A 22,575-nucleotide genomic window follows, 5' to 3' on the forward strand; every position below is an offset into this window, starting at 1 on the left:
TGGGTTCCTCCTACGGCTGAAGCCGGTCGGCTCCTCCTATGGCTGAAGCCGGTCGGCTTCTCCTACGGCTGAAGCCGGTCGGCCAGGAAGGCCCGCAGCGGCTCGACGTGGCGTACCGGGTCGCGCCAGCGGGCCTGGAGGTCCTCCAGGAGGTGCCGCTCGGCGACCGGCTCGCCGTGCCGCCAGGCCCGGACGACGGGATGCAGGAAGGCGCACTCGTCGGCCCGCTCGGGCGTGGGGTGGCGCTGGATGGCGAACACGTCGGCGCGGTCGCGCGGCCCCCAGCGCAGGGTCAGCGTGAGGCACAACCCGGCGGCGGCGAAGCGCTCGCGGGCGTAGTCCTCCGGCAGGTCCTCGTAGTGGCGCACGACGCCGTCCGGGCCGAGCACGTACGCGTCGGACAGGTACTCGAACTGGGTCCACAGCGCCGAGCTGTGGTTGACCCGGTCGAGCATCGACCCGGTGAGCACGTCGGCGTCGGCGGGCAGCTCGCGGACCGGCAGCGGCCGGCCCTCGTAGCGTTCGAGCAGCAGGGCGGTCAGGGAGCGCAGGTTGTAGCGGAAGCCGTCGATGAACGCCGAGGAGGCCCGTTTGAAGTCGCGGGCCTGCATGAGGGTGCCGGCGAAGTACAGGCCGTCGACGTCGGCCGACTGGAAGTCGGGGCGGATCGCCGGCATCCGGCCGCCGGGGGTCAGCGCGGGCCGGCAGGAGTCGCCGAACAGTCCGGTGTCCATGGTGAAGCCGGTGCAGCGCAGGACGGCGTCGTAGTCGAGCAGCGCCTGCTCGCCGTCGGCCAGCGTGTAGGTGATCGCGGCCCTGATCCCGCCGTTCTCGCGCCAGAGGCGGTCGACGGTGCACTCCAGGACGCCGTGCAGGGTCTTGAACCAGTAGCTGTCCAGGAAGGCGCCGTACTGGCCGCGGACGTGGCCGGGGTGCTTGCTCGTCCAGGTCAGGCGGACGGGGCTGGGGCTGGCCAGGTGGATGACCGCGGCGTACGGGAGCAGCGCCTGCGCGGTCTCGAACGCCGAGTTGCCCTTGCCGATGACCAGGACGCGCTGGTCGGCGAAGTCCTCGCCGTTGACGGGGACGTCCTCGTAGCCGGTGGCCAGCTCGATGCCCGGGATGTCGGGGATGTGCGGGCCGCCCCACCCGGTGGCGACGATCAGGCAGTCGGCGCGGAGGACCCGGTCACCGGCATGGACGACGAAGCCCGCGCCGTCCTTCTCGACGCGCTGGACGGCCGTCGAGTACCGCACGCGCAGCCCGTGGACGCGCTGGAAGTCGGCGAGGTAGCGGACCAGGTCGTCGGCGTGCGGGAAGTACTCGCGCGAGTAGTTCGGGAACATCAGGTCGGGCTCGTCGTTGAGCAGGGAGTTCCAGTCCCAGCGGAGCTGGATCTCGCGCTCCTTCTCGCCGGTGTGCACCTTGTTCAGCGAGATGAGCCGGCGGTGGCGCGGGAAGCTGCGGAAGAAGCCGCCGGGCGCGTCCTCGCGTTCCAGGGTGACGTAGTCGGCCCCGGCGCGCTGCAGGAAGTAGCTGAGCTGCAGCCCGCCGGGTCCGGCGCCGATGATGACGAACCGGTGGTGTTCCGCGTCCATCAGTCCTGCTGTCCCGCCGCCGGTGGGACGGTCGTGTAGCCGTGCGTGAGGATGCGCTGCGCGGCCAGGTCGTACCCGGCGGGGTCGTCGGGGGCGTGGGTGCCCAGGCCGTCGACGTACCGGTTGAACATGCAGAACGCGGCCGCGATCAGCACGGTGTGGTGCAGTTCCTTGTCGGTTGCCCCCTCCGCCCTGGCCGCGGCCACCAGCTTGTCGGTGACGTCGCGGCCGCTCTGCTGCACCGCGGCGGCGATGGCGAGCAGGGCGCGGAGCTTGGGCGTGACGGGCGCCGTGGCGGGGTCGGCGCGGACCTGGTCCACCAGCGCCATCCCCTCGGGGAGCTGGGCGGCAGCGAACGCGGCGTGCGAGGCCGTGCAGAACCGGCACTCGTTGAGCCCCGACACGTAGGCCGCGATCAGCTCCCGCTCGCCGCGGCTCAGTGTGCTGTCGCCACGCAGGAGGACCTCGGCCAGCGCGTTCATCGGAGCGGCCGTCTCTGGGCTGAACTGGAAAAGTCCGCGGATTCCGGGTTCGTCGGAATCGAGGGCAATATGGGGCACGCAAGCTCCCATCGATGCGGTTTTCTCCTAGTCTGCACACTCTCGCAAATTGCGCAAGATCTCGTTAATTGTGCCTCCTTCTTGTCTCCTGCAACTGACGCGCGTAATGTCACGGACGCCACCTAAACCCCGTTTGTGACTGGCGGTCGTCATGGATGAGCATCCCCACATCACCGTTGCCGGCAACACCTACGACGCCATTGCCAAGGGCGACCTGGAGGACCTTCGCCGGCTGCTCGCCGACGACGTGATCTTCCACGTCCCCGGTCGCGGACCGATGGCCCGCGACTACTCCGGCAAGGAAGCCGTGCTCGGCTACCTGGCCGAGCTGCTGAAGTCCACCACCGGCACGCTGCGCCTGGAGCCGGAGTCCTACCTCGTCGGCGGCGACCAGGTCGCCGCCGTCCTGCGCATCCGCGGTGAGCGCGACGGCCGCTCGCTCGACGACCGCGGCATGCAGTTGTTCCGGATCACCGACGGGAAGATCAGCGAGCGCTGGAGCTTCCCGCTCGACCCCTATTCGGTGGACGAGTTCTTCGGCTGATCAGGCCCCGGCGGACGGGGCCGCTCAGCCGGCCTCGTCCAGCGCCTCGTCGTTCCACACCTTCACGTATCCGCTGGTCAGACGGGCCCTGTCGGCGTAGTGGCCGGGGTCGTCGGTGGCCAGCGTGGCCAGGCCGTCCACGTACCGGTTGTACATGCAGAAGGCCGCCGCGATCAGCACCGTGTCGTGGATCTCCAGGTCCGTGGCGCCCTCGGCCCTGGCCGCGCGCACGTGCTCGTCGGTGACCTCCCGCCCGCCGCGCTGCACCGCCCCGGCGATGCCCAGCAGGGCCTTGAGCTTGCCGGAGAGAGGGGCCGCCGCCGGGTCGGCGCAGGTCTCGTCGACCAGCGTCATGCCCTCCGGCACGCGGACGGCGGCGAAGGCCGCGTGGGTGTGGAAGCAGAACCGGCACCGGTTGAGCGAGGACACGTACGCGGCGATCAGCTCGCGCTCGCCCCGGGTCAGCGGGCTGTCCCCGCACAGCAGCACCTCGGAGAGCAGGGTCAGCGGTTCGGCCGCCTCGGGACGGTAACGGAACAACCCCCGGATTCCGGGCTCGTCGGACACCAGCTGGATATGCGGACGCGTCCCGCCCGCGTGATTAACGAATTCACGCCGCCCGGCGTCGCGCGAGACGGAACGTAATGCTGAATTTCCCATTCGGCCCTCCAACGTCCGTTTGCCTGCCTATGGGATCTAGTGTGCGGGTTCGTCGTGCGCAGATTCCGTCGCGGAACGACCAGGAAGTTGCGCGCCGGTGACCACTTGATGCCAGCGGCGCCGCTGGAACCGTCCGCCCGGAATCGGGTTCGGGTACCGTCCGGCGCGCCGACAGTGCCTCCGACCAGCGATAACGCATTGTGACGATATCCTGGCGAGCAGTAGCTGAGGCGCACAACCGGGGGCGGAGCATGAAGATCGGCATCATCGGCGCGGGGAACATCGGCGGCACGCTCACCCGGCGCCTGACCGAGCTGGGGCACGAGGTGGCGGTGGCCAACTCCCGGGGCCCCCAGACGCTCACCGACCTGGCCGCCGAGACCGGCGCGACCCCCGTCACCGTCGAGGAGGCGCCCCAGGGAGCCGACCTGGTCGTGGTCACGATCCCTCAAGGCAAGGTGCCCGACCTGCCCGACGGCCTGTTCGACGACGTCACCGGCGGCCTGACCGTCGTGGACACCGGCAACTACTATCCCCAGCGCGACGGCCGGATCGACGAGATCGAGGCCGGGATGCCGGAGAGCCGCTGGGTCGAGCAGCAGCTCGGCCATCCGGTGGTGAAGGCGTTCAACAACATCTTCGCCGACCACCTCGGCCACGGCGGCCGCCCGTCCGGCACCCCCGGGCGGATCGCCCTGCCCGTGGCCGCCGACGACGAGCGCGGCAAGAAGATCGTGATGGGCCTGGTGGACGCGCTCGGCTTCGACCCCGTCGACGCCGGCGGCCTGGACGAGTCGTGGCGGCAGCAGCCCGGCAGTCCCGTCTACACCACCGACAAGGACGCCGAGGGCGTCCGGGAGGCCCTGGCCCAGGCCCGCCAGGAACGCACGCCGGAGTGGCGCGCCTGACCCACCGGCGGCGCTCAGGCCGGGTCGGTGCGCAGGAGCAGCATGGCGATGTCGTCGGCGCGGTGCTCGACGGCCGCCGCGGCCGCGATCATGTCCTCGGCCACGTCGGCGAGCGGCTGGTCCGGCGCGGGGGCGAACCCGGCGGCCAGGCCGCCGATGGCCTCGCCGAGGTCCTGTCCGGGAACCTCGATGAGCCCGTCGGTGTAGAGGGCCAGCACCGAGCCGGGCGGCAGGGCGACCTGGGTGGTGGCGTACTCGGTGCCGGGTTCGATGCCGAGCAGCAGCCCGGGGGCGGGCTCCACCACCTGGGCGGGCTCGCCGGGCCGGCGCAGCAGCGCCGGCAGGTGGCCCGCGCTGGCCACGCACGCCGTGTTCCGCCCCAGGTCGACGCTGATGTACAGGCAGCTCGTGAACCGGTCCGGGGCCAGCTCGTTGAGCAGGCGGTTGGTGTGCGCGAGCACCTCGCCGGGGTTGGCGCCCGCGCTCGCGTGGGCGTGGATGGCCGTGCGCACCTGGCCCATCAGCGCGGCGGCGGTGACGTCGTGCCCCTGGACGTCGCCGATGACGGCGGCGGCCACCTTCTCCTCCAGCCGGATCAGGTCGTAGAAGTCGCCGCCGATGTCCATGCCGGGCGTGGCGGGCAGGTAGCGCGCGACCACCTCCAGCCCGGGAACGCCGGGCAGCGTGCGCGGCAGCAGGCTCGCCTGCAGCGACTGCGCGAACTGGTGCTTGACGTCGTAGAGGCGGGCGCGCTCGAACGCCTGGGCGATGAGCCCGCTGAGCGCCGTCAGGCTGGCCCGCTCGTCGGTGGTGAAGCGGTGGGGACGGTCGTAGGCCAGGATGCACATGCCGGCCGTCCGTCCGCCGGCCGTCAGCGGCAGGAACGCCCAGGCCGACATGTCGTCCGACCTGATCGCCTCCGGGTACGTCGCGCGCAGCTCGGCCCAGGTGCCGAAGAAGGCCGGCGCGCCGGCGGCCAGGGGGTGGCCGGGCGACAGGTGCAGCATGGGCTGGCCGTCGTACTCCTCGATCGCCTGCTCGCTGTACCCGCGCGAGGCGGCCACCTGCATGCGCCCGCCCCTGGAGGTGAGGATGGCCAGCGCCTGCACGTGGTAGGCGGGCATCACGTGGTCGGCGACCAGGTTGATCACCTCCTGGGCTGTGACGGCCCGCGCCAGGGTGGTGGCCAGGTGCAGCATCTCGTGCAGCGCGACCAGGCGCGCCGGACGGTCGGCGGCGACGAGCTGGTCCGGCATGACCGGACGCGGGTCGCGGGCCATCGTGCTCGGCGTGACCCGCATGGTCAGACCGGCCAGGCCCGGATAGAGGTGGAAGGCCAGCCACTGGCCGCCCGGGTTGCGGGTGGTGAAGTAGGTGACCTCCTGGCTGACCACCGCGGCGCGGTAACGGTCTTCGTAGGCGGGCTCGCCCAGCCAGGGCAGGGCGTCCCAGGGGCGCTTGCCGGTCAGCTCGCCCGCCTCGGCCTGCAGCAGCTCCTCGGCGGGGGCGGTGACCAGGGTGAGCCGCCCCTCGACGTCGAGCATGCAGTAGCCCTCGGGCAGCCGGTTGAGGCAGGTCAGCAGCAGGTCCTCGCCGCCGGGCGGCTCCCTGGTCAGCACGCGCGGCTGGTGCCCCGGCGGCACCGGCCGGCTCCCCCTCGGGACGATCTCCGCCAGGTCGGCGCAGGTGGCGGTCAGGACGTCGAGCCGGCGCCGGGTGGGACGGCGGCCCGGGGCGGGCGGCCAGAGCAGCATCATGGCCCCCCGCACCTCGCCGTCGCGGTCGACCAGGGGCGCGACGGCCAGCGCGAACCCGTAAGGGAAGGCGAGCGCCACGAGCGGGAACTCGCGGGCCATGGCCTCCCGGTCGGGCACCCACACCAGCCGCCGCTGCCGCACCGCCACCGCGACCGGCGACTGGTCGGTGGATCGGATCAGGACCCAGGAGCGCGAGAAGGGCTCCGGCAGTCCTGATTCGGCCTCCATCATCAGCACGCGCCCGTCCTCGGCCAGGACGAACAGCACGCACACGTGCGCCTGCGTGCTGGTGGCCGCGCCGAGCAGCAGCCTGTCGACGTGCGCGTCGCGCGCCAGGCCGCCGTCGTCGGCCCGCGGGGCCCGCGCCTCGTCGGGGGCCGGGCCGCCGTCCGGCGGGCCGGGGGGTGGTGGCGGCGTTTGGGGGACATCTCCCATGAAATCAGGCTATGCAAGCTCCCTGTACGGGAATATGCACTGTCCGTAATGGATGGGCAAAGTGTTCCAAGGCCCGTTCAGGCGAGCGGCCCGAGGTACGTGCCACCCGAGACGTCGATGGTCTGGCCGGTCACCCACCGGCCAGCGGGACCGGCCAGGAAGCCGACCACGTCCGCGACGTCCTCGGGCTCGCCGAGCCGGCCGAGCGCGGTGATGGACTCCAGCGCGGCCACCACCTCGGGGATCGAGGTGTAGCCCGCGGTCATGTCGGTCCGGACGGCGCCGGGCGCGACCGTGTTCACGGTGATGCCGCGCCGTCCCAGCTCGTTGGCGAGCGTCGGGGCCATCGCCTCCAGCGCCGCCTTGCTGATCGTGTAGCCGATCTGCGTGGTGACGGCGAACCGGCTGGCCGTCGAGCCCATGTTGATGATGCGGCCGCCGTCGTTCAGCAGCGGCAGCGCGCGCTGGATCACGAAGAACGGGGTGGTGACGTTGATCGTCATCACGCGTTCGAACTCGGCGGGGGTCAGGTGCGCGATCGGGACGGTCGAGGCGATGCCGGCGTTGTTGACCAGAATGTCCAGGCCACGCCCGGCCAACCCACCGACCACCCCTTCGAACAGCCGCTCCACCGCCGCCTCTGCGTCCTCTGCGCCGTGCGCGCCCTTCGCGTCCTCTGCGCCCTCTGCGCCGTGCGCGCCCTTCGCGTCCTCTGCGCCCTCTGCGCCGTGCGCGCCCTTCGCGTCCTCTGCGCCCTTGGCGCTGTGCTGGGAGTTCGCGCCGAAGCGGGCCTGCACGGCGAACGCCTGGCCGCCGCGCTCCTCGATCAGGGCGACGGTCTGCTTGGCCGCCTCGTCGTCGCCGCCGTAGTGCACCGCCACCAGCGCGCCTTCGGCGGCCAGCCGCAGCGACACCGCCCGGCCGATCCCCCGAGAACCGCCCGTCACCAGCGCCGTCTTGCCGGTCAGCATGCCCATTGTCCGCTCCCCACGTGTGTGGCTCTCTGCTCCGCGGTCGCGGAGACAGGCCAACAGTGGCGGGGCCGGCTCACCGCGCCCTCACCGGCCGCTCACCAGCCGCTCGGACGGGAAGGCGGATCATTGGCCGGGCGGGCGGATCACCCTGGCTAGCTGGCCGCGGGCGAGGAGTCGCCGCCCTGCCAGGGACGCAGGCGGGTGGCGAGCGGCAGACGCATGCGCAGCCGCAGCCTGCTGCCTCCTTGCGGATGGTCGATGCCGACCTCGTCGCACAGACGATGGATCAGCCACAGGCCGAGGCGCCGCGCCGAGGGCGAGGGGCGGGTGAGCCGGGCGTCGGCCAGATGCTCGGCCCGCAGGCGTCCGGCCGCGTCGCAGACATCGACCGTGAGGACGGCGGCGTCGGTGTAGGCCGTCACTGTGCCGCGACCGCCACCGTGCTCCAGGACGTTCGCGGCGGCCTCGTTCACGGCGAGCACCAGGTGGTCGAGCCGGGCCCCGGACAGCCCCGCGTGACTGGCGTAGACGCGCACCAGATCGCGGGTGAGCGCGAGATTGTTGGTGATGGTGCACCGCAGGTGGAAGGGTGCTTGCATGGCTTGCCCCTACCGGGTACGGGGGTTACGGCGGCGTAAAGCGCTCGATCGAGGGCAGAGAGTAAGGCGACCGAGTAAACGAGCCGAGCCGGGCGCGCCACGGGCGCACCTGTCCAGTTCACCGGCGGCCGAAGCCGTGGTGACCTGGACGATGCCTGGCGGAAAGGGTTGATCGCCCGACATCTGCCTCTCCCTCTGCCCGATGTGCCGACGCTGTATGGACGCGCGGCGCGCCGGGCCCTCTTGTTTTCGGCGATCCGTCAGGGGCGCCCGCACCTTCCCTGGACAGGGAACGTGGCGCGGCTCGGCTCTGCCCTAGACGACCGCATTGGTGTGATTTCAATGACCGACCATACCGGCGACCCCGCCGATGTGCTGCCCATGGTGCACCCGTTCGGCCTGCGCGTACGCGGCGAGATCGACCACCATGGACGGCCCGCGCTGGCCCGAGCGCTGGCGTGGGCGTTACGCATCGGCGAGACCGACGTCCATCTGGACCTGTCCGAGCTTACCTTCATCGACGCCGGCGGGCTGCGGCTGATCATCAGCACGGCCACCGACCTGCCGCCGCCGCGCAGGCTGGTGCTCCAGCACGCCTCGCCGACGGTGCGCGAGCTCCTGGAACTGCTCGGCTGGCGACTGGGCCCGGAGGGCCGGCTGTACCAGGTGATCAACGCCTCCCACCCCCACGACCCCGACCCGACCCCCTCCCCACCATCCTGACCTGACCCCTGGCCCACTCACGGGCCCGCCCCGGGCCCTCGCCCGCACCCCCCGGTGCCCTCGCCCCGGGCCCTCGCCCGCACCCCCCGGTGCCCTCGCCCCGGGCCCTCGCCCGCACCCTCCGGTGCCCTCACCGGCCTCGACCGCCTCCCCGGGCCCCGCTGACTCGCCCACCTCCCCGGGCCTCGGCCCCGCCCTCACTGCCGGGGCCCCTCCCGATCCCGCTGCGGCCTCGACGCCGCGCTCCGGCCCTTCATCCGGCACACATCCGGTCTGGGCGCCTGCCGCGATCCCGCCGCCCCGAAGGGCCGTCCCCTTGCTTCTGGCCTGGAGCCCTCGCCGCGCCCCTGACCCGGCTGCCCGCTACTGGGTCCGGACCCGCGCATGTCGTCGCTGAGCGGCCGTGGCCGCCGCACCTCGCCGTCCGTCCAGGGTCAGGACGGCCAGCCGCGTGGCTTGGCCCAGCTCACGGCCTCGGCCGGACCGTCGTCCGAAGGGAACAGGCGCGACAGACGGGTGATGTCCAGCAGGCGGGCCAGCGGCCCGTGCACCCCGACCAGCCGGACGGTCCCGCCGCGCCGCTCGGCCTGCCGCTGGCCGACGATGAGAGCCCACAGCCCGCACGAGTCGCAGAAGGCCAGGTCGGTGACATCGATCACGACTCTCGGCCGCTCCGCCTCCAGGAGTTTCGCGAGCGTACGGGCCAGCGGCATGCGGGTCACCCGGTCGAGCTCGCCGTCGAGATGCACCACATGGCAGCCCGGCAGACGTTGGACGTTGATCGCTAACTCTGTCATGAGGGGATCCAGAGCTCAGCGCCACCCTTGAAATCCGCATCCGGCACATCGGCGGCGACATCGGACATCGCCCGCCCCTACCCCTAAGCGGCAGCCTTGCTCCTCCACGCGTACCCAGGTAAGCACGATGTGGCTCAGCCGCCACAACCCGCCCCCCTCAGCCTTGCCGCGCGTTGGTCGTACGCCTCCCGGCCCCTTCGCCGCGCCCTCACACAACCCTCGCGGGCTCGATCGGCAGGGGGAGGCGCCCGCCCCGGCCGTTCCCCACGTATAGTGAGTTGGGTGACTGACTCAACGAGGACACGGGCCCGGGGGGCCGACAAGCGGCGCAGGCTGATGGCCGCCGCCGCCCGCGTCCTGCACGAGCAGGGCGTCGAGCGGACGACCATCGCCGACATCGCCGAGGCCGCCGGCGTGCCCGTGGGAAACGTGTACTACTACTTCAAGACCAAGGACGAACTGGTCCTGGCCGCGCTGTCCGAGCACGCCGGGCACCTGGCCGAGCTGACCGCCGAGCTCGACCGGCTCCCCGACCCGCGCGCCCGCCTCAAGGCCATGGTGGACGCCTGGGTGAGCCAGCGGGACCTCGCCGCCCGCTACGGCTGCCCCACCGGCACCCTCGCCGTCGAGCTCGACAAACGGGACGAGGGCGGCCTCGACGTCGAGGCGGGCCGGGTCGTACGGCTGCTCCTGGACTGGTCGGAGCGCCAGTTCCGCGACCTCGGCCTGCCGGACGCCGACGATCTCGCGCTCACCTTCGTCGGGGCGTACCAGGGGATGTCGCTCCTGGCCAACGCCCTCCGCGACCCCGAGATCATGACGCGCCAGGGCACCCGCCTGACCCACTGGCTCGACTCCCTCCCCACCAACCCCCCGAACTGACCTCACTGTCCTCCCCCCACGAAGACCCCCGCCGTCCAGACCACCACCTGGACGGCCCGCCCCCCCTCGGGAAGCTGCACCGCGACACCCCGAGCCGCGCACACCCTCCATCCCCGTTCACCGCCCTCCACCCTGAAGCGATCAACATCGCGCCCCTCCTTGGCTCGCCGCCTGACCGCCGTCACCCGGGTGACCGGGGTCAGGAGCCTGCCGGACGGGCTGGAGCTCTCCGCCGAAGCGCGTGACGTGCCCATTCGTGGATGAGGTTGAGCCGCTTCGCTTCGTCGTCCGCCCGAGGCTTACCCCTCGCCCTCATCCATCCGATGGCGCATGGCCTTCCGCCTGACGTTCGCCCCCATCCGGCCCGTACGGCTCCCCGCCGAAGCCTGTGCCCCTCCGCACGCGAGCCCCCGTGCGGTGGCCTGGCAAAGAGGGAGGCTGGGGCGGCGTGTCGGGGCGGTTAGCAGGGCGCGGGACGCTGATCCTTGCCTAAGGCGGGCAAAGAGGGTGGTCATGGACTTCGCGCGGATCGTGGAGGCGATCGGCCAGGCTGTCGATCTCGCAGGCGTGGCGATCATCGTGCTGGGCGCGCTGACGGCCACCGTGTCCTTCGTGCTGCGGCTACGCGAAAGAGAGACCCCGCACGGCGTCTACCGCGCCTACCGCCAGGGCCTCGGGCGGGCGATCCTGCTCGGGCTGGAGTTCCTGGTGGCCGGGGACATCATCCGCACGGTGGCGGTGGCTCCCACGTTCGTGAGCGTCGGCGTGCTGGCGCTCATCGTGCTCGTCCGGACCTTCCTCAGCTTCTCGCTGGAGGTCGAGCTGGAGAACCGCCTGCCCTGGCAGCCACGACGCAGCCCCGACACCCCCGGCTGACCCCGCCACCCCACCCGAACCCGGCAGATCCCACGGCTCGACATCGCACACGCCTCGAAGGCATCGCCCGATTCGGAGCGACACAAACCGTCCACTCCAAGGCGTCCGGCCGCCCGAGGAGGACAGGATCCCCTTGGGCGACCGGATCGCCGCGGTCATCTGAAGATGCAGGGCCGCCCGTTACGATCCACCCCGCTGGACTCGTTGAGGGTCACCGCCGAACCGCGCGGCACGGTCGCCCCCGCCGCCGGGGTGCTGAACAGCACGGTCCCGCGAACGTCGACGCAGTTGTTGTCGAACGTGACTCCGCTGACCGTCAGGCCCGCCGCGGCGATGGAGTTCCGCGCGCTGCCGTCGTCGAAGCTCTGCACGTTCGGCACGGTGGTGAGGTTGCACTGCACCCGGAACAGCTCCCACGACCGCACCTGGGTCGCGTCGCTGTGCACCACGTCGGTCGTGCGGTTGCCGCCGCCCACGGCGGTCAGGAAGTGGCCGTCGACCGTCTGGATCGCGAAGCCGTCGCCGCCCTGGCGCACCAGCGCGAACTTCTCCCACGCCTGCAGCAGCGTGGCGTTGGAGTGGATGACGTCGGTCTGCAGGCCGCCGCCGTTCACGGCGGTGAGGTAGTTGCCGGTCAGCGTCCTGATGCCGACGTGCACGCCGTCGCCGGCGTCCACGAGGGTGAAGCGTTCCCACGAGCGGGCCACGGTCGCGTCGCTGTGGATCACATCGGTCGTACGGCCGCCGCCGCCCACCGCGGTCAGGTAGTTCCCGGTGTTGAACGTCTGGAACGTACAGGTGGTCGGGGTGGGGAAGGGCAGCGCCGCCCACGCGGGCCCGCTCAGCCCCACCATCCCCGCGGCGGCCAGCGCCAGCCCCGCCACCGTGCCGAACGCGCGTCTCAGGTTCATGCGTCTCTCCCTGCTCCCGGCTCCTCGGTCGGAGCCCTCGTCCTGAGGGCGTTCCAGACCGTGCCGCCCCCGTTCCATCGGCATCGGGGGCGGGGGCGGGGGCGGCGCCGGAGTGGCGAGTGACGCCTACTTCCGGCAGACCCGGGCGTCCCGGATGTCGACCGGCAGGACGGGCTTGCCGTCTACAGGCGGCGTGGGCCCGTCGGGCTCCGGCTGGATGCCGCCGGCGGCGATGCGGTCGAGCGCGGCGAGCCCGGCGGGGTCGACCGTGCCGAAGACCGTGTAGTTGGGCGCCAGGCCCGAGTCACCGTAGACCAGGAAGAACTGGCTGCCGTTGGTGTCGGGCCCGGCGTTGGCCATGGCCAGCACGCCCCGCGCGTACGTCTTGCGCACCCCGGTCGGGTCGCCGGGCCACGGCGGCAGGTCGGTGGGCAGTTCGTCCTTGTACCGGTAGCCGGGCCCGCCCTCGCCGGTGAAGCTGGGGTCGCCGCACTGCAGCACCTTCAGCCGGTCGTACGCGGTGAGCCGGTGGCAGGAGGTGACGTCGTAGAAACGATGACGGATCAGGTGCACGAAACTTTGCACGGTGCACGGCGCCTTGGCCGGGTCGAGGGTGAGCCCGATGTCGCCGTGGTTGGTCCTGAGCACCGCCGAGACCGGACGTGTGGGGGTGTGGCGCGGGTCCGGCGGCAGCGGCACCTTGCGCACGGCCGGGTCGTCGGGGGTCTCGGTGTACGCGCACGGCCCCTTGGTCGTCCTCGGCGGCCGGTCCAGGACCGTCGCGGAGGCCGGCATCGCGGCGGCCGCGACCAGCGCGCCCGTCGTGACTGCGGATAACGCGGCGCGGGCCGCGAGTCGTACCAACGCTCTGCCGGACATCGTGTCCTCCACTGCGTGATGATCGCCGGGCTTCCTGTGGTCTAGTCGATCTGACCCGCCCAGTCAAGACCGCGGCCGCCCGAGGTCGGCGTCCGCTTACGCGACGTCTGCGACAGCCGGAATCCACCCCTGGTCGGCGCACTGGGGCCAGGCCGAGGTCGGCGTAACAGTCGCCCCTCACCACCTCGCCCTTCGTCTGATGGATTTCGCCGTCGTGTGCTGCTCCACAACTGACACTGGTCCTCGGCACCCGTGGTTCGAACCGGACATAAGGGGCCTCTCGGTACCCCTTCGAGGCGGCACGGAACGGGCTGAGGGTTCGTGCAAGGGCGGCTCGCGGAGATCATCCGGGCGGGCCGGGACGCGGCGACCGTGGCCGAGACCCACCGAACGATCTGGGTGGACACGGTCCGCGACGTCGCGGAGGGCTACTCGGCGCTCCTGGTCGGGCATGGAGGGGCGATCGAGTTGGCGTTGGCGGCGTGCTTTCCGGACGCTTCACACGATTCCTGGGGGACGCCGTTCGCGCACTGCGACGGTGCACGCCTCGGCTTCGCCGACGGTCGGTTCGTGAGCATCGAGTTCCACCGGGCGCCGCAGAGCCCCATCCAGCCGAGTTGAGGATCGCCGCCTGCGGCTGGCGTGCTGGCCGAGCAAGTCTCGGGCCTCCCCCTCAACCTCGGGCCTCTCCCTCAACCTCGGGCCTCCCCCTCACCCTCGGGCCTCCCCCTCACGCTCGGGCCTATCGCGCTCGGGCTTCCCGCGCTAGGGCTACTCACGCTCAGGAGCCGGACCGCTCGGGCTGAAGCGTGGGATGAGGACGTTGCCGTTCGTCCGGGTGGCTGCCTGGCGGCGGGTTCGAGGTGGTCAGCATTGGGTGTTCGGCGGTGGCAGGGTCAGGTCGGTGAAGTAGCGGTTCATCAGGTCGCGGGCGCAGGGGTTGAAGCCGTAGAGGGTGTGGCCGGGGCCGTCGTGGTGGATGGTGACGCTGCCGGGGACGGTGGCCAGGGCGCGTTCGACCGCGTCCGATTCGCCCCAGGCGCCTGCGCCCAGGACGGGAGGCACGCCCTTCGGGAGGGGAGCGGGTGGATTGGTCACCGGGACGGGCCAGCCGATGCAGGTGAGGGTGGCCGAGGCCAGCGTGTTGGCGGTGCCGGTGAGAGGAGCGATCCTGCGGAGGCGGGCGTCGGTGGTGGCCAGTTCTTTGAGGGTCGTGTAGCGCGGCCAGTCGAGGCATTCGGTGACGGGGGTGGACTGGTCGGGGTAGCGGACTCCACCGGCTGGGACGAAGTCGGAGGCGTCGCCCTGGCCGGCCGCCTTGCGGATAGCACGTGTCAGGGCGGGCCAGGCGGGGGCTCCTTGACGGGCCATGAAGAGGGCGAGGGACTGCAGGTCGCGGGCCTTGTAGGCCATGTCGGCCGTCGTGGTGGGGATGGGCTTACGGCGGGCTCGTTCCATCAGCTCGCGCCAGAGGCCGGGTATGTCCTGGCAGTCGTGGGTGGCGCACCAGGTGAAGAAGCGCCGCATGGACTGCTCGTTGGACTTCGCCATCTCCTCCAGTTCGCGCTTCCAGTCGGCGGGGCTGTGGTTCCAGGTGCCGTCGAGGACCATCGTGCGGATCTGGCCGGGGAAGAGGCGGGCGTAGTCCTGGCCGTAGAAGCCTGCGTAGGAGGCGCCGTAGTAGTTGAGCTTCGCGCCGCCCAGGGCCTTTCTGATCGCCTCCATGTCTCTGGCCTGGTCGGCCGAGCTCATGTTGGCGAACAGTTGGGGGTCTTCGTGGCGGCATGCCTCGGCGAAGCCGCGGTTGGTGTCGGACAGACGGCCGAAGTCGGCGTCGTCACGCGGGGCTTCCGGGATGGGGATGCGGGTCCAGACGCACGCCAGGCCGGTGCTCAGGCCGCCGAACTGCTTGCCGTAGCCGCGGGTGTCCCAGGTGACGATGTCCATGCGCTCGCGCAGCCGGGCCCACCAGTCGGGGACGGCTGCGGTGGCGGCGATGCCGGGGCCTCCTGGGCCGCCGTAGGCGACCAGGACCGACCCTTCGGCGGCGCCGGTCGCTTTCAGCCGGCCCAGCTTCAGTGTGATCTTGCGGTCGTCGGGCTTGCGCCAGTCGACCGGGACCTGAAGGTCGGCGCACTCCATGCCGATCTTGTCGTTGGGGCAGGGCTGCCAGGTCAGTGAGGACGATCCGGTGGTCGTGGCGGATGGGGTGACCGGGGAGGGACGGGCTGTGCTCTCGCTGCCGGGCCGGGGGCTGGCGCTCGCCGTGGCGGTGGCGGTGGCCAGGGCGGGTGGGCCGGTGGTCGCCAGCAGGGCGGCCAGGATCGTGGCGAGGGGTTTCAGCATGCGGTCATGATTGCGGCGCGGGGGTCCGGAGCGCGTCGGACCAGGGGCTGGTCTTGGAGCCGGGAAGTCCTACCACGGGTTGTCAGACCGTGGTCTGGCCAGAGCCATGCAGGCGCTGTGGCCTGGCCGGTGTCACTGCCGGCCCGTGATCCAGCCGGTGTCATCCACGGCCCGTGCCCCAGCCGGTGCACGCACTTTCTGGAGCCTGTATTACTGCTCGTGCAGGCTGCCTTGTCGCCTCTCCGGTCCGGTCAGGACGCTCGGCGAGGGGCAGGTCGGGTCTTTCTTGGTTGGAGGGGATCGACAGGGGCGCGGGATGGCGTCGTGCGCGTTCGAATGGCCTGGAAGCAGCGCCGCCCAGCAGGAGCGGCGGGTACGGCTGCGCTAGCCTGCCCGGATGCGGCGGATTCTGGTGGCGGGCATCAGCGGGGCGGGCAAGTCGACGCTCGCGCGCGCACTGAGCAGCCGGATCGCCGTCCCCTGTCACGAGATGGACGGCCTGTACTTCGCCGGACCCGGCTGGGCCGTGGACGAGGCGTTCCCGGAGCGGGTCGCCGAGATCGCCGGTACCCCGGCGTGGATCTTCGATTCCCTCGGCTACCCGGAGGTGCGCGACCTGCTGTGGGAACGCGCCGACACCGTCGTCTGGCTGGACTATCCGCGCCGGGTCGTCATGCCGCGGGTCCTGCGGCGTTCGCTGCGCAGGACGGTTCTGCGCGAGCCCGTCTTCAACGGCAACCGGGAGACGGTCGCCGGATGGTTCCAGCGCGACCATCCGGCGTGGTGGGCCTGGTCGCAGCATGCGGCGCGACGGGCGGAGATCCGGCGGCGCACCCGTGATCCGCGTTTCGCTCCCTTGCGCGTGCTCCGCTTCACCAGCCCGTACTCGGCGGCGGTCTGGTTGCGGTCGGTCGGGCCGGCCTGACGGCGGCCCGCCTCCCCCCTCACAGGCATGCGTCACCTCAGGTCCGAAGTGATGGCGGAACGTGGGGTGAACGGACCGGGATCGCAGGATTCTGGACGTCCGGGGTGTTCGGCCTCATGGTGGGCGGAGGTGGCGCGGGAGAGTCGGGGCATGGTTGAGATGTCGTCCGCGCGAAGCGGCTCACGAGGGCACTCCCCCACCGGCCGGGTGCTCATGGCCCTGGCACGTCGCTGGCCCGCGGGGCTGGGCGTGGCCTTCATGGTCTTCAATGTCCTGGGGCTGCAGGACGGGCGGGACGCGGCCCTTGTGGTGTTCCTCGCCGCGCTCATCTACCTCGCCGCGGCGGTGACCGGCAGGCCGGGGGTGGTCTGGCCGTTGTTCGGGACGTCCGTGGTGGCGGTGACGGTGCTGCGGCTGCTCGGGCTGGAGCCGTGGCCGGGGCTGGTCGGGGGTGCGGTGTGCGTCGCCGTCGTCGGCCTGGCGGGCGGGCTGGCGAGGAGGCCGGCGCTGGACGCGGCGCAGGCTCCGGCGATGCTGGTCTTCGGGGCGGTGTCGGTGGCCGCGCTGTCCCTGTCGCCTGTGGTCGGGGGCTGCCTGGTCGCCGCGGCCCTGGTCGGGCACGCCGTTCTGGACGTGGTCCTCTGGCGCAGGAACAAGGTGGTGGCCCGGTCGATGGCCGAGTTCTGCGCCGTACTCGACCTGACGCTCGGGGTGGCGATCGTGGTGCTGACGTTCTCGGCCTAGACGGCGGGGCCCGGCCGGCGTCGAGGGCCGCAGGGGGAAACCCAGCACTACGGGTGGGATTACCTTCATCCGGAGCCGAGAATCCCGAACTGGTGACCTGCGACAGCCACCTCGCACCGGGGCGGCGGCACGAGAAGAGGAACTCGACCATGCCCAAATATCTGATCCAGTCCACGTACACCGCGGACGGTATCCGCGGGGTGCTCCGGGACGGTGGCACCGGACGCCGGCAAGCGGTGGATCGCCTGGTGGAAAGCCTGGGCGGGCGGGTCGAGCAGATGTACTTCGCGTTCGGCGAGACGGACACGTTCGTGGTCGTCGACTTGCCGAGCAACGCGGCGTCGGCGGCGTTGGCGATGGCGGTGTCGGCGTCCGGGGCGGTGCGGACGACCACGGTCGCCCTGCTGACGGCGGAGGAGGTCGACGAAGCCGCGCGGATGGAGGTGGCTTACCGGGCTCCTGGCGCGTGACAGCCAGGCGCAGATGCAGGCCCGTCCCTCGGTTCGCGGGATGTCGGCGAAGGCCGCCGCGCTCCACTCGGTCGGATGCGGCGGTGAGGAGCGGCCCGCCGTTCTCAGCTGTGTGGTGCGCGGCGTGTGCGGCTGACCCGGGACGGTCAGGCGCGCTTGTCCTCCAACGCTGAGACGCGGTCGGCGATCTTCCCCAGCTTCGCCTCGAACGCAGCCCGCGGGTCGTCGACGACGGAGGCGAGCGCCACCATTGCCGTCACGATCACGTCGCACAGCTCGTCGGCGAGGTCCTGGCGGGTGTGGGAGGCGGGCTTGCGCGGGTTCTGGCCGAGCTCCCCGATGCGGGCCTCGACCGCCTCGCCGAACTCCTCCCCGATCTTCATGACGCGCAGCGTGAGCTCGTGCGGGTCCCGGCCGTTGTTACGGTCCAGCCAGGCCGTCAGCTCGCCGATCGTGGACCACAGGTCTGTCGGGGTGGGATCGGGCATCGGGCTCCTCCTCCATGTCGGCGTCTGACGAGTGTGCTCGTACAGGCGGTGGGCGGCCGCCTCACGGACGGCAGCGTTCGATGGACTCAGAGTGTTGTGCTCGGAGCGCCCGGCGCAATGATCGGCGCCGCTGAGGGGCCCGTGGCGGGCGCGGGCATGCGGGTGCCGTGCGTCCGGTGGGCCCGGGGGTCGCCGCCCTCGGGCCCACCGGGTGACGTACGCCGGTGTGGGGAGCGTGCTGCTAGACGTGGGCGAGCAGCACGGCGGGGTTCTCCACGCAGTCGGCGACGAAGCGCAGGAAGCCGCCCGCGGCGCCGCCGTCGCAGACGCGGTGGTCGAAGGTGAGGGACAGCTGGGTGATCTTGCGGGGCACCACCGCGCCGTCGTGCACCCAGGGGCGGTCGATGACGCGGCCCACGCCCAGGAGCGCCGCCTCAGGGTGGTTGATGATGGGGGTGGAGCCGTCCACGCCGAAGACGCCGTAGTTGTTGAGGGTGAACGTGCCTCCCGTCAGCGCGGACGGGGGCAGGCTGCCGGAGCGGGCCAGCGCGGTCAGGCGGGACAGTTCGGCGGCCAGGCCGGCGGTGGTCATGAGGTGGGCGTCGCGGACCACCGGCACGACGAGGCCGCGTTCGGTCTGGGCGGCGAAGCCCAGGTTGATGTGGCCGTGGCGGACGATCTCGGCCCGGTCGGTGTCGACCGAGGAGTTCAGCTCGGGGAAGCGGAGCAGGCCGGCCACGCAGGCTCGGGCCAGGAGTGCCAGCAGGCCGATGCCGAGGTCCGGGCTGGTCCGGCGGAGGGTGTCGCGGATGGCCAGCAGGTCGGTGGCGTCCGCGTCCACCCAGGTGGTGGCGTCGGGGATCTCGGTGCGGCTGCGGGTCAGCTTGTCGGCCACCGTACGGCGCAGGCCGCGCAGGGGGATGCGCTCCGCCACCGGGGTCCCGGGAGCCGCCGGGGCCGCCGTCTTGTCGGCGGACGGGGTGTCAGGGGTCGTGTCGGGGGTGGCGATGGCGTGTTCGACGTCCCGGCGGAGGATGACGCCGTGCGGCCCGGTGGGGAGGACGGCGGCGAGGTCCACGCCGTGCTCGCGCGCCATCCGCCGGACCAGCGGCGAGATCACGCGAGGCGCGCGCTCCGGCTCGGCCGGGGACGGAGAGGCAGGCTCAGGCCCGGACGCACGCTCCAGCGCGGACGTGGACCCCGATGCCGGTCCCCGTGTGGGTGCGGAGGCCGCAGCGGGGGCGGGGGCTGGGGTGGGTGCGGGGGCCGCAGCGGGGGCGGGGGCTGGGGTGGAGGGGGTGGGGTTGGCGGGGCGGGGGCGGCGGCGGCTCTTGTGGGGGGCGCCGGTGGTGCCGTAGCCGATCAGGACGTTGCCCGATCCCGCGCGTTCCTCCTCCCGGTACCGCGCCGCCGCCGGGTCCTCGCGCCCGCTCCCGACCTCGCCGCCGACTGCACGCTCGGCCGCGCCCCCGACCGCGTGCACGGGCTCGTCGCCGACCTCGATGAGGGGTTCGCCCACCGCCACGACCGTGCCCGCCTCCGCGTGCAGCCGCAGGACGGTTCCCGCGTACGGCACCGGCACCTCCACCGCCGCCTTCGCGGTCTCCACCTCCACCACGATCTGGTCGATCTCCACCGTGTCCCCCACGGCCACCTTCCACTCGACGATCTCGGCCTCGGTCAGGCCCTCGCCGAGGTCCGGCAGCCGGAACACCTGCCGCGCGGCGGTCGCCGTCATGACGCCTCCCGGGTGAGGTGCAGCAGGTCGGGCTGGTCGTCGAACTGGAGCCGGTCCACCGCGTCGAGGACGCGGTCGACGTCCGGGAGGTGGGAGTGCTCGAGTATCGGCGGCGGGTACGGGATGTCGAACCCGGTGACGCGCAGCACCGGCGCGGCCAGCGAGTGGAAGCACCGCTCCTGCACGCGGGCGGCGATCTCCGCCCCCACCCCGGCGAACCCCTGGGCCTCCTGGATCACCACGCAGCGCCCGGTCCTGCGCACCGAGGCCACCACGGTCTCGTCGTCGAACGGGACGATCGTCCGCAGGTCGACCACCTCCAGCGAGAGGCCGTCCTGGGCCGCGGCCTCGGCGGCCTGGAGCGCCACGGGCACGCTGGGCCCGTAGGCGACCAGCGTCGCGTCGCGGCCCTCGCGGCGGACGGCCGCCCGGCCGAACCCGGCGGCGCGGCGGTCCGCGACGGAGGTCTCCTCCTTGGACCAGTACAGCCGCTTGGGCTCCATGAAGATCACCGGGTCGGGGTCGGCGATGGCGTCGCGCAGCAGCCAGTAGGCGTCGTCGGCCGTCGCGGGCGTCACGACCTTGAGCCCCGGGGTGTGGGCGTAGTACGCCTCGCTGGAGTCGCAGTGGTGCTCGACGCCGCCGATGCCGCCCGCGTACGGGATCCGGATCACCAGCGGCAGGGACAGCCGCCCGCGGGTGCGGTTGCGCAGTTTGGCCACGTGCGAGGCGATCTGCTCGAAGGCCGGGTAGGCGAAGGCGTCGAACTGCATCTCGATCACCGGGCGGAAGCCGCCCATGGCCAGGCCCACGGCCAGGCCCACGATCCCGGCCTCGGCCAGCGGCGTGTCGAAGCAGCGCTCCTCGCCGAACTCCTTGGTGAGCCCGTCGGTGACGCGGAAGACGCCGCCGAGCGGGCCGACGTCCTCGCCGAAGACGAGGACGCGCTCGTCCTCGCGCAGGGCGTCCCGCAGGGCGGCGTTCAACGCCTGGGCCATGGTCATCGTCGCGGTCATGTCAGTCCTCCCGCGCGGTCAGCTCGGACGCCAGCAGGGCCCGCTGCTCGTGCAGCTGGGGCGTCGGCTCGGCGAAGACGTGGTCGAACAGCTCGAAGGGGTCGGCCTCGGGGTCGGCGTTCATCGCCTCGCGCAGGCGCGCGGCGTACTCCTCGGCGGCCTGGTGCGCGGCGGCGACGTCCTCGGTGCCGAGCAGGCCGCGCCCGCGCAGGTACGTCTCCAGCCGGGCCAGCGGGTCGGCCGACTCCCACTGCTCGACCTCCTGGCTCTCGCGGTAGCGGGTGGGGTCGTCGGCATTGGTGTGGGGATCCATGCGGTAGGTGTGCGCCTCGACGAGGAACGGGCCGCCGCCGGTCCTGGCGTGCGTCACGGCGGCGCTCAGGACGGACAGCACGGCGACGAGGTCGTTGCCGTCCACCTGCTCGGAGGGGATGCCGTAGCCGATGCCCTTGTAGGCAAGCGCCGGGGCCGCGCTCTGCTTGGCCAGCGGCACGGAGATGGCGTACTTGTTGTTCTGGACGAGGAACACGACGGGGGCGCGCAGCACCGCGGCGTAGTTGAGCGCCTCGTGGAAGTCGCCCTCGCTGGTGCCGCCGTCGCCGATGAAGGCCATGACGACGCCGTCCTCGCCCTTGCGGCGCATGGCCTCGGCCATGCCGACGGCGTGGATCGTCTGGGTGGCCAGCGGCGTGCACTGGGGGGCGACGCGCGTGGCGGCGGGGTCGTAACCGCAGTGCCAGCCGCCGCGCAGCAGCGTGAGCACCTCGACCGGGTCGAGGCCGCGGGAGACGAGCGCGACCGAGTCGCGGTAGGTGGGGAACAGCCAGTCGTCCTCGCGCAGCGCGAGCACGCCGGCGATCTGGCAGGCCTCCTGGCCGCGGCTGGAGGGGTAGACGGCCAGCCGGCCCTGCTTGGTCAGGGCGGTCGCCTGGCGGTCGAAGCGGCGGCCCAGGACCATCCGCCGGTACGCCTCCACCAGGTGCTCCCCGGCGGGCTCGGCGTACCCGGCGGGCGGCTCGACGGCGGTGCCGTCCTCGGCGACGAAGCGCACCGGCTCTGGTGAGGGCAGCAGGCCGTCGACCGTCTGGGGACTCCTCCTCACGGACATGGCGACGCTCACTTTCTCTGGACGTTTGTGAGGGAAAGCGTCCGCTTCCGGGGCCATACGTTCAAGACATCAGGCATGATGAGCGACAAACGGCTTTAAATGGGATTAGTGGAGGGCCAATTGTCAGCCAACGAGGGCGTCGAGGGCGGCTGGCCGGGACGTTCGGCCGCAAACCTGGACGGAGTGGACCGGGCGATCATCGCCGAGCTGCTGCGCGACGGCCGCATGTCGATGCGCACGCTGGCCGAGCGCGTGCACGTCTCGCGCGCCAACGTCTACGCCCGGCTCACCCGGCTGATGGACGACGGCGTGATCACCGGCTTCACCGCCGAGCTGGCGCCGCACCGGGCGGGCCTGGGCACCAGCGCGTACGTGTCGGTGACGATCGAGCAGAACTCCTGGCGCCAGGTCACGGCACGGCTGCGCGAGACGCCGTACGTGGAGCACTTCGCCATGGTCGGCGGCGACTACGACGTCCTGGTGCTGGTCAGGACGCCGGACAACGCCGCGCTGCGGCACGTCGTGCTGGAACGCATCCAGGACATCCCGGGGGTGCGGGCCACCCGGACCTGGCTGGTGTTCGAGGAGGCCCGCGGCCGGGGCGCGGAATGGGGCGCCCACGAGACGTGAGCCCCCA

At 72.2% G+C, this 22,575-nt stretch carries 24 protein-coding genes; 10 read left to right on the forward strand and 14 right to left on the reverse strand.

Annotation, left to right across the window (positions count from 1 at the left end):
- Positions 1-62: 62 nt before the first annotated feature.
- Both ACIBST_RS01585 and ACIBST_RS01590 read right to left on the reverse strand, forming a co-directional pair.
- The gene (locus tag ACIBST_RS01585; protein WP_397168145.1) at positions 63-1,598 is read right to left on the reverse strand and encodes an NAD(P)-binding domain-containing protein; all 1,536 of its coding nucleotides are present in this window, start codon (positions 1,596-1,598) and stop codon (positions 63-65) included.
- On the reverse strand, positions 1,598-2,170 hold the full coding sequence (locus tag ACIBST_RS01590; RefSeq protein ID WP_397168147.1) for a carboxymuconolactone decarboxylase family protein: 573 nt from the start codon (positions 2,168-2,170) through the stop codon (positions 1,598-1,600). Before ACIBST_RS01590 ends, ACIBST_RS01585 begins: the two co-directional genes overlap by 1 nt.
- Positions 2,171-2,309: 139 nt before the next feature.
- On the opposite strand from ACIBST_RS01590, the gene ACIBST_RS01595 reads away from it, so the two are divergent.
- The gene (locus tag ACIBST_RS01595; protein WP_352330337.1) at positions 2,310-2,702 is read left to right on the forward strand and encodes a nuclear transport factor 2 family protein; all 393 of its coding nucleotides are present in this window, start codon (positions 2,310-2,312) and stop codon (positions 2,700-2,702) included.
- 24 nt (positions 2,703-2,726) lie between these two features.
- Here the strand turns inward: ACIBST_RS01595 and ACIBST_RS01600 are convergent, their stop codons facing one another.
- Complete coding sequence (locus tag ACIBST_RS01600) at positions 2,727-3,242, reverse strand: carboxymuconolactone decarboxylase family protein (RefSeq protein ID WP_397168149.1); 516 nt, start codon at positions 3,240-3,242, stop codon at positions 2,727-2,729.
- Positions 3,243-3,562: 320 nt separating this feature from the next.
- On the opposite strand from ACIBST_RS01600, the gene ACIBST_RS01605 reads away from it, so the two are divergent.
- Positions 3,563-4,270 (forward strand): NADPH-dependent F420 reductase, encoded by a 708-nt coding sequence (locus ACIBST_RS01605; protein WP_397168150.1) that lies wholly within the window; start codon positions 3,563-3,565, stop codon positions 4,268-4,270.
- Between the two features lie 14 nt (positions 4,271-4,284).
- Here the strand turns inward: ACIBST_RS01605 and ACIBST_RS01610 are convergent, their stop codons facing one another.
- From ACIBST_RS01610 to ACIBST_RS01620, 3 genes are all read right to left on the reverse strand, one after another.
- Complete coding sequence (locus tag ACIBST_RS01610; RefSeq protein ID WP_397168152.1) at positions 4,285-6,462, reverse strand: SpoIIE family protein phosphatase; 2,178 nt, start codon at positions 6,460-6,462, stop codon at positions 4,285-4,287.
- A 77-nt stretch (positions 6,463-6,539) separates the two neighbouring features.
- A complete protein-coding gene (locus ACIBST_RS01615) occupies positions 6,540-7,439 on the reverse strand; it encodes an SDR family oxidoreductase (protein WP_397168154.1) in 900 nt (299 codons plus the stop codon).
- Between the two features lie 149 nt (positions 7,440-7,588).
- Positions 7,589-8,035 (reverse strand): ATP-binding protein, encoded by a 447-nt coding sequence (locus ACIBST_RS01620; protein ID WP_397168155.1) that lies wholly within the window; start codon positions 8,033-8,035, stop codon positions 7,589-7,591.
- 342 nt (positions 8,036-8,377) lie between these two features.
- On the opposite strand from ACIBST_RS01620, the gene ACIBST_RS01625 reads away from it, so the two are divergent.
- Positions 8,378-8,758, forward strand: coding sequence for an STAS domain-containing protein (locus ACIBST_RS01625; protein ID WP_397168157.1), 381 nt, complete (start codon positions 8,378-8,380; stop codon positions 8,756-8,758).
- Positions 8,759-9,192: 434 nt separating this feature from the next.
- Here ACIBST_RS01625 and ACIBST_RS01630 read toward each other — a convergent pair whose 3' ends face one another.
- Positions 9,193-9,555: an STAS domain-containing protein gene (locus ACIBST_RS01630; protein ID WP_397168159.1), complete on the reverse strand. Its 363-nt coding sequence runs from the start codon at positions 9,553-9,555 to the stop codon at positions 9,193-9,195.
- Positions 9,556-9,837: 282 nt separating this feature from the next.
- Between ACIBST_RS01630 and ACIBST_RS01635 the strand changes: the two genes are divergently transcribed.
- Both ACIBST_RS01635 and ACIBST_RS01640 read left to right on the forward strand, forming a co-directional pair.
- Complete coding sequence (locus ACIBST_RS01635) at positions 9,838-10,437, forward strand: TetR/AcrR family transcriptional regulator (protein WP_397168160.1); 600 nt, start codon at positions 9,838-9,840, stop codon at positions 10,435-10,437.
- A gap of 513 nt (positions 10,438-10,950) precedes the next feature.
- Positions 10,951-11,313 carry a DUF1622 domain-containing protein gene (locus ACIBST_RS01640; RefSeq protein ID WP_397168162.1) on the forward strand — a complete coding sequence of 121 codons (363 nt, stop codon included), beginning with the start codon at positions 10,951-10,953 and terminating at the stop codon, positions 11,311-11,313.
- 155 nt (positions 11,314-11,468) lie between these two features.
- On the opposite strand, the gene ACIBST_RS01645 is transcribed toward ACIBST_RS01640, so the two are convergent.
- Positions 11,469-12,224, reverse strand: coding sequence for a PASTA domain-containing protein (locus ACIBST_RS01645; protein ID WP_397168164.1), 756 nt, complete (start codon positions 12,222-12,224; stop codon positions 11,469-11,471).
- Between the two features lie 126 nt (positions 12,225-12,350).
- Positions 12,351-13,103 carry a peptidylprolyl isomerase gene (locus tag ACIBST_RS01650; RefSeq protein ID WP_397168165.1) on the reverse strand — a complete coding sequence of 251 codons (753 nt, stop codon included), beginning with the start codon at positions 13,101-13,103 and terminating at the stop codon, positions 12,351-12,353.
- 321 nt (positions 13,104-13,424) lie between these two features.
- Here ACIBST_RS01650 and ACIBST_RS01655 point away from each other — a divergent pair, with 321 nt between their 5' ends.
- Positions 13,425-13,724 carry a hypothetical protein gene (locus ACIBST_RS01655; RefSeq protein ID WP_397168167.1) on the forward strand — a complete coding sequence of 100 codons (300 nt, stop codon included), beginning with the start codon at positions 13,425-13,427 and terminating at the stop codon, positions 13,722-13,724.
- A gap of 246 nt (positions 13,725-13,970) precedes the next feature.
- Here ACIBST_RS01655 and ACIBST_RS01660 read toward each other — a convergent pair whose 3' ends face one another.
- On the reverse strand, positions 13,971-15,449 hold the full coding sequence (locus ACIBST_RS01660; RefSeq protein ID WP_397168168.1) for an alpha/beta fold hydrolase: 1,479 nt from the start codon (positions 15,447-15,449) through the stop codon (positions 13,971-13,973).
- 397 nt (positions 15,450-15,846) lie between these two features.
- Here ACIBST_RS01660 and ACIBST_RS01665 point away from each other — a divergent pair, with 397 nt between their 5' ends.
- The 3 genes from ACIBST_RS01665 (at position 15,847) to ACIBST_RS01675 (ending at position 17,588) form a co-directional block, all read left to right on the forward strand.
- Positions 15,847-16,374, forward strand: a complete 528-nt coding sequence (locus tag ACIBST_RS01665; RefSeq protein WP_397168169.1) for a hypothetical protein — start codon at positions 15,847-15,849, stop codon at positions 16,372-16,374.
- Between the two features lie 213 nt (positions 16,375-16,587).
- Positions 16,588-17,118: a hypothetical protein gene (locus ACIBST_RS01670; RefSeq protein ID WP_397168170.1), complete on the forward strand. Its 531-nt coding sequence runs from the start codon at positions 16,588-16,590 to the stop codon at positions 17,116-17,118.
- A gap of 149 nt (positions 17,119-17,267) precedes the next feature.
- Positions 17,268-17,588, forward strand: coding sequence for a GYD domain-containing protein (locus tag ACIBST_RS01675; protein WP_397168171.1), 321 nt, complete (start codon positions 17,268-17,270; stop codon positions 17,586-17,588).
- Positions 17,589-17,734: 146 nt separating this feature from the next.
- On the opposite strand, the gene ACIBST_RS01680 is transcribed toward ACIBST_RS01675, so the two are convergent.
- The 4 genes from ACIBST_RS01680 to pdhA all read right to left on the reverse strand — a co-directional run bounded on the left by ACIBST_RS01680 (position 17,735) and on the right by pdhA (position 21,932).
- Positions 17,735-18,076 carry a MazG-like family protein gene (locus tag ACIBST_RS01680; protein ID WP_397168172.1) on the reverse strand — a complete coding sequence of 114 codons (342 nt, stop codon included), beginning with the start codon at positions 18,074-18,076 and terminating at the stop codon, positions 17,735-17,737.
- Between the two features lie 241 nt (positions 18,077-18,317).
- Positions 18,318-19,814: a dihydrolipoamide acetyltransferase family protein gene (locus tag ACIBST_RS01685; RefSeq protein ID WP_397168173.1), complete on the reverse strand. Its 1,497-nt coding sequence runs from the start codon at positions 19,812-19,814 to the stop codon at positions 18,318-18,320.
- The gene (locus ACIBST_RS01690; protein ID WP_397168174.1) at positions 19,811-20,830 is read right to left on the reverse strand and encodes an alpha-ketoacid dehydrogenase subunit beta; all 1,020 of its coding nucleotides are present in this window, start codon (positions 20,828-20,830) and stop codon (positions 19,811-19,813) included. Before ACIBST_RS01690 ends, ACIBST_RS01685 begins: the two co-directional genes overlap by 4 nt.
- A gap of 1 nt (position 20,831) precedes the next feature.
- On the reverse strand, positions 20,832-21,932 hold the full coding sequence (gene pdhA / locus ACIBST_RS01695; RefSeq protein WP_397168175.1) for a pyruvate dehydrogenase (acetyl-transferring) E1 component subunit alpha: 1,101 nt from the start codon (positions 21,930-21,932) through the stop codon (positions 20,832-20,834).
- A gap of 126 nt (positions 21,933-22,058) precedes the next feature.
- On the opposite strand from pdhA, the gene ACIBST_RS01700 reads away from it, so the two are divergent.
- Positions 22,059-22,568 (forward strand): Lrp/AsnC family transcriptional regulator, encoded by a 510-nt coding sequence (locus tag ACIBST_RS01700; RefSeq protein ID WP_397168176.1) that lies wholly within the window; start codon positions 22,059-22,061, stop codon positions 22,566-22,568.
- Positions 22,569-22,575: the final 7 nt, after the last annotated feature.

The organism is Nonomuraea sp. NPDC049684, assembly GCF_044465345.1.
Taxonomy (GTDB): Bacteria; Actinomycetota; Actinomycetes; order Streptosporangiales; family Streptosporangiaceae; genus Nonomuraea.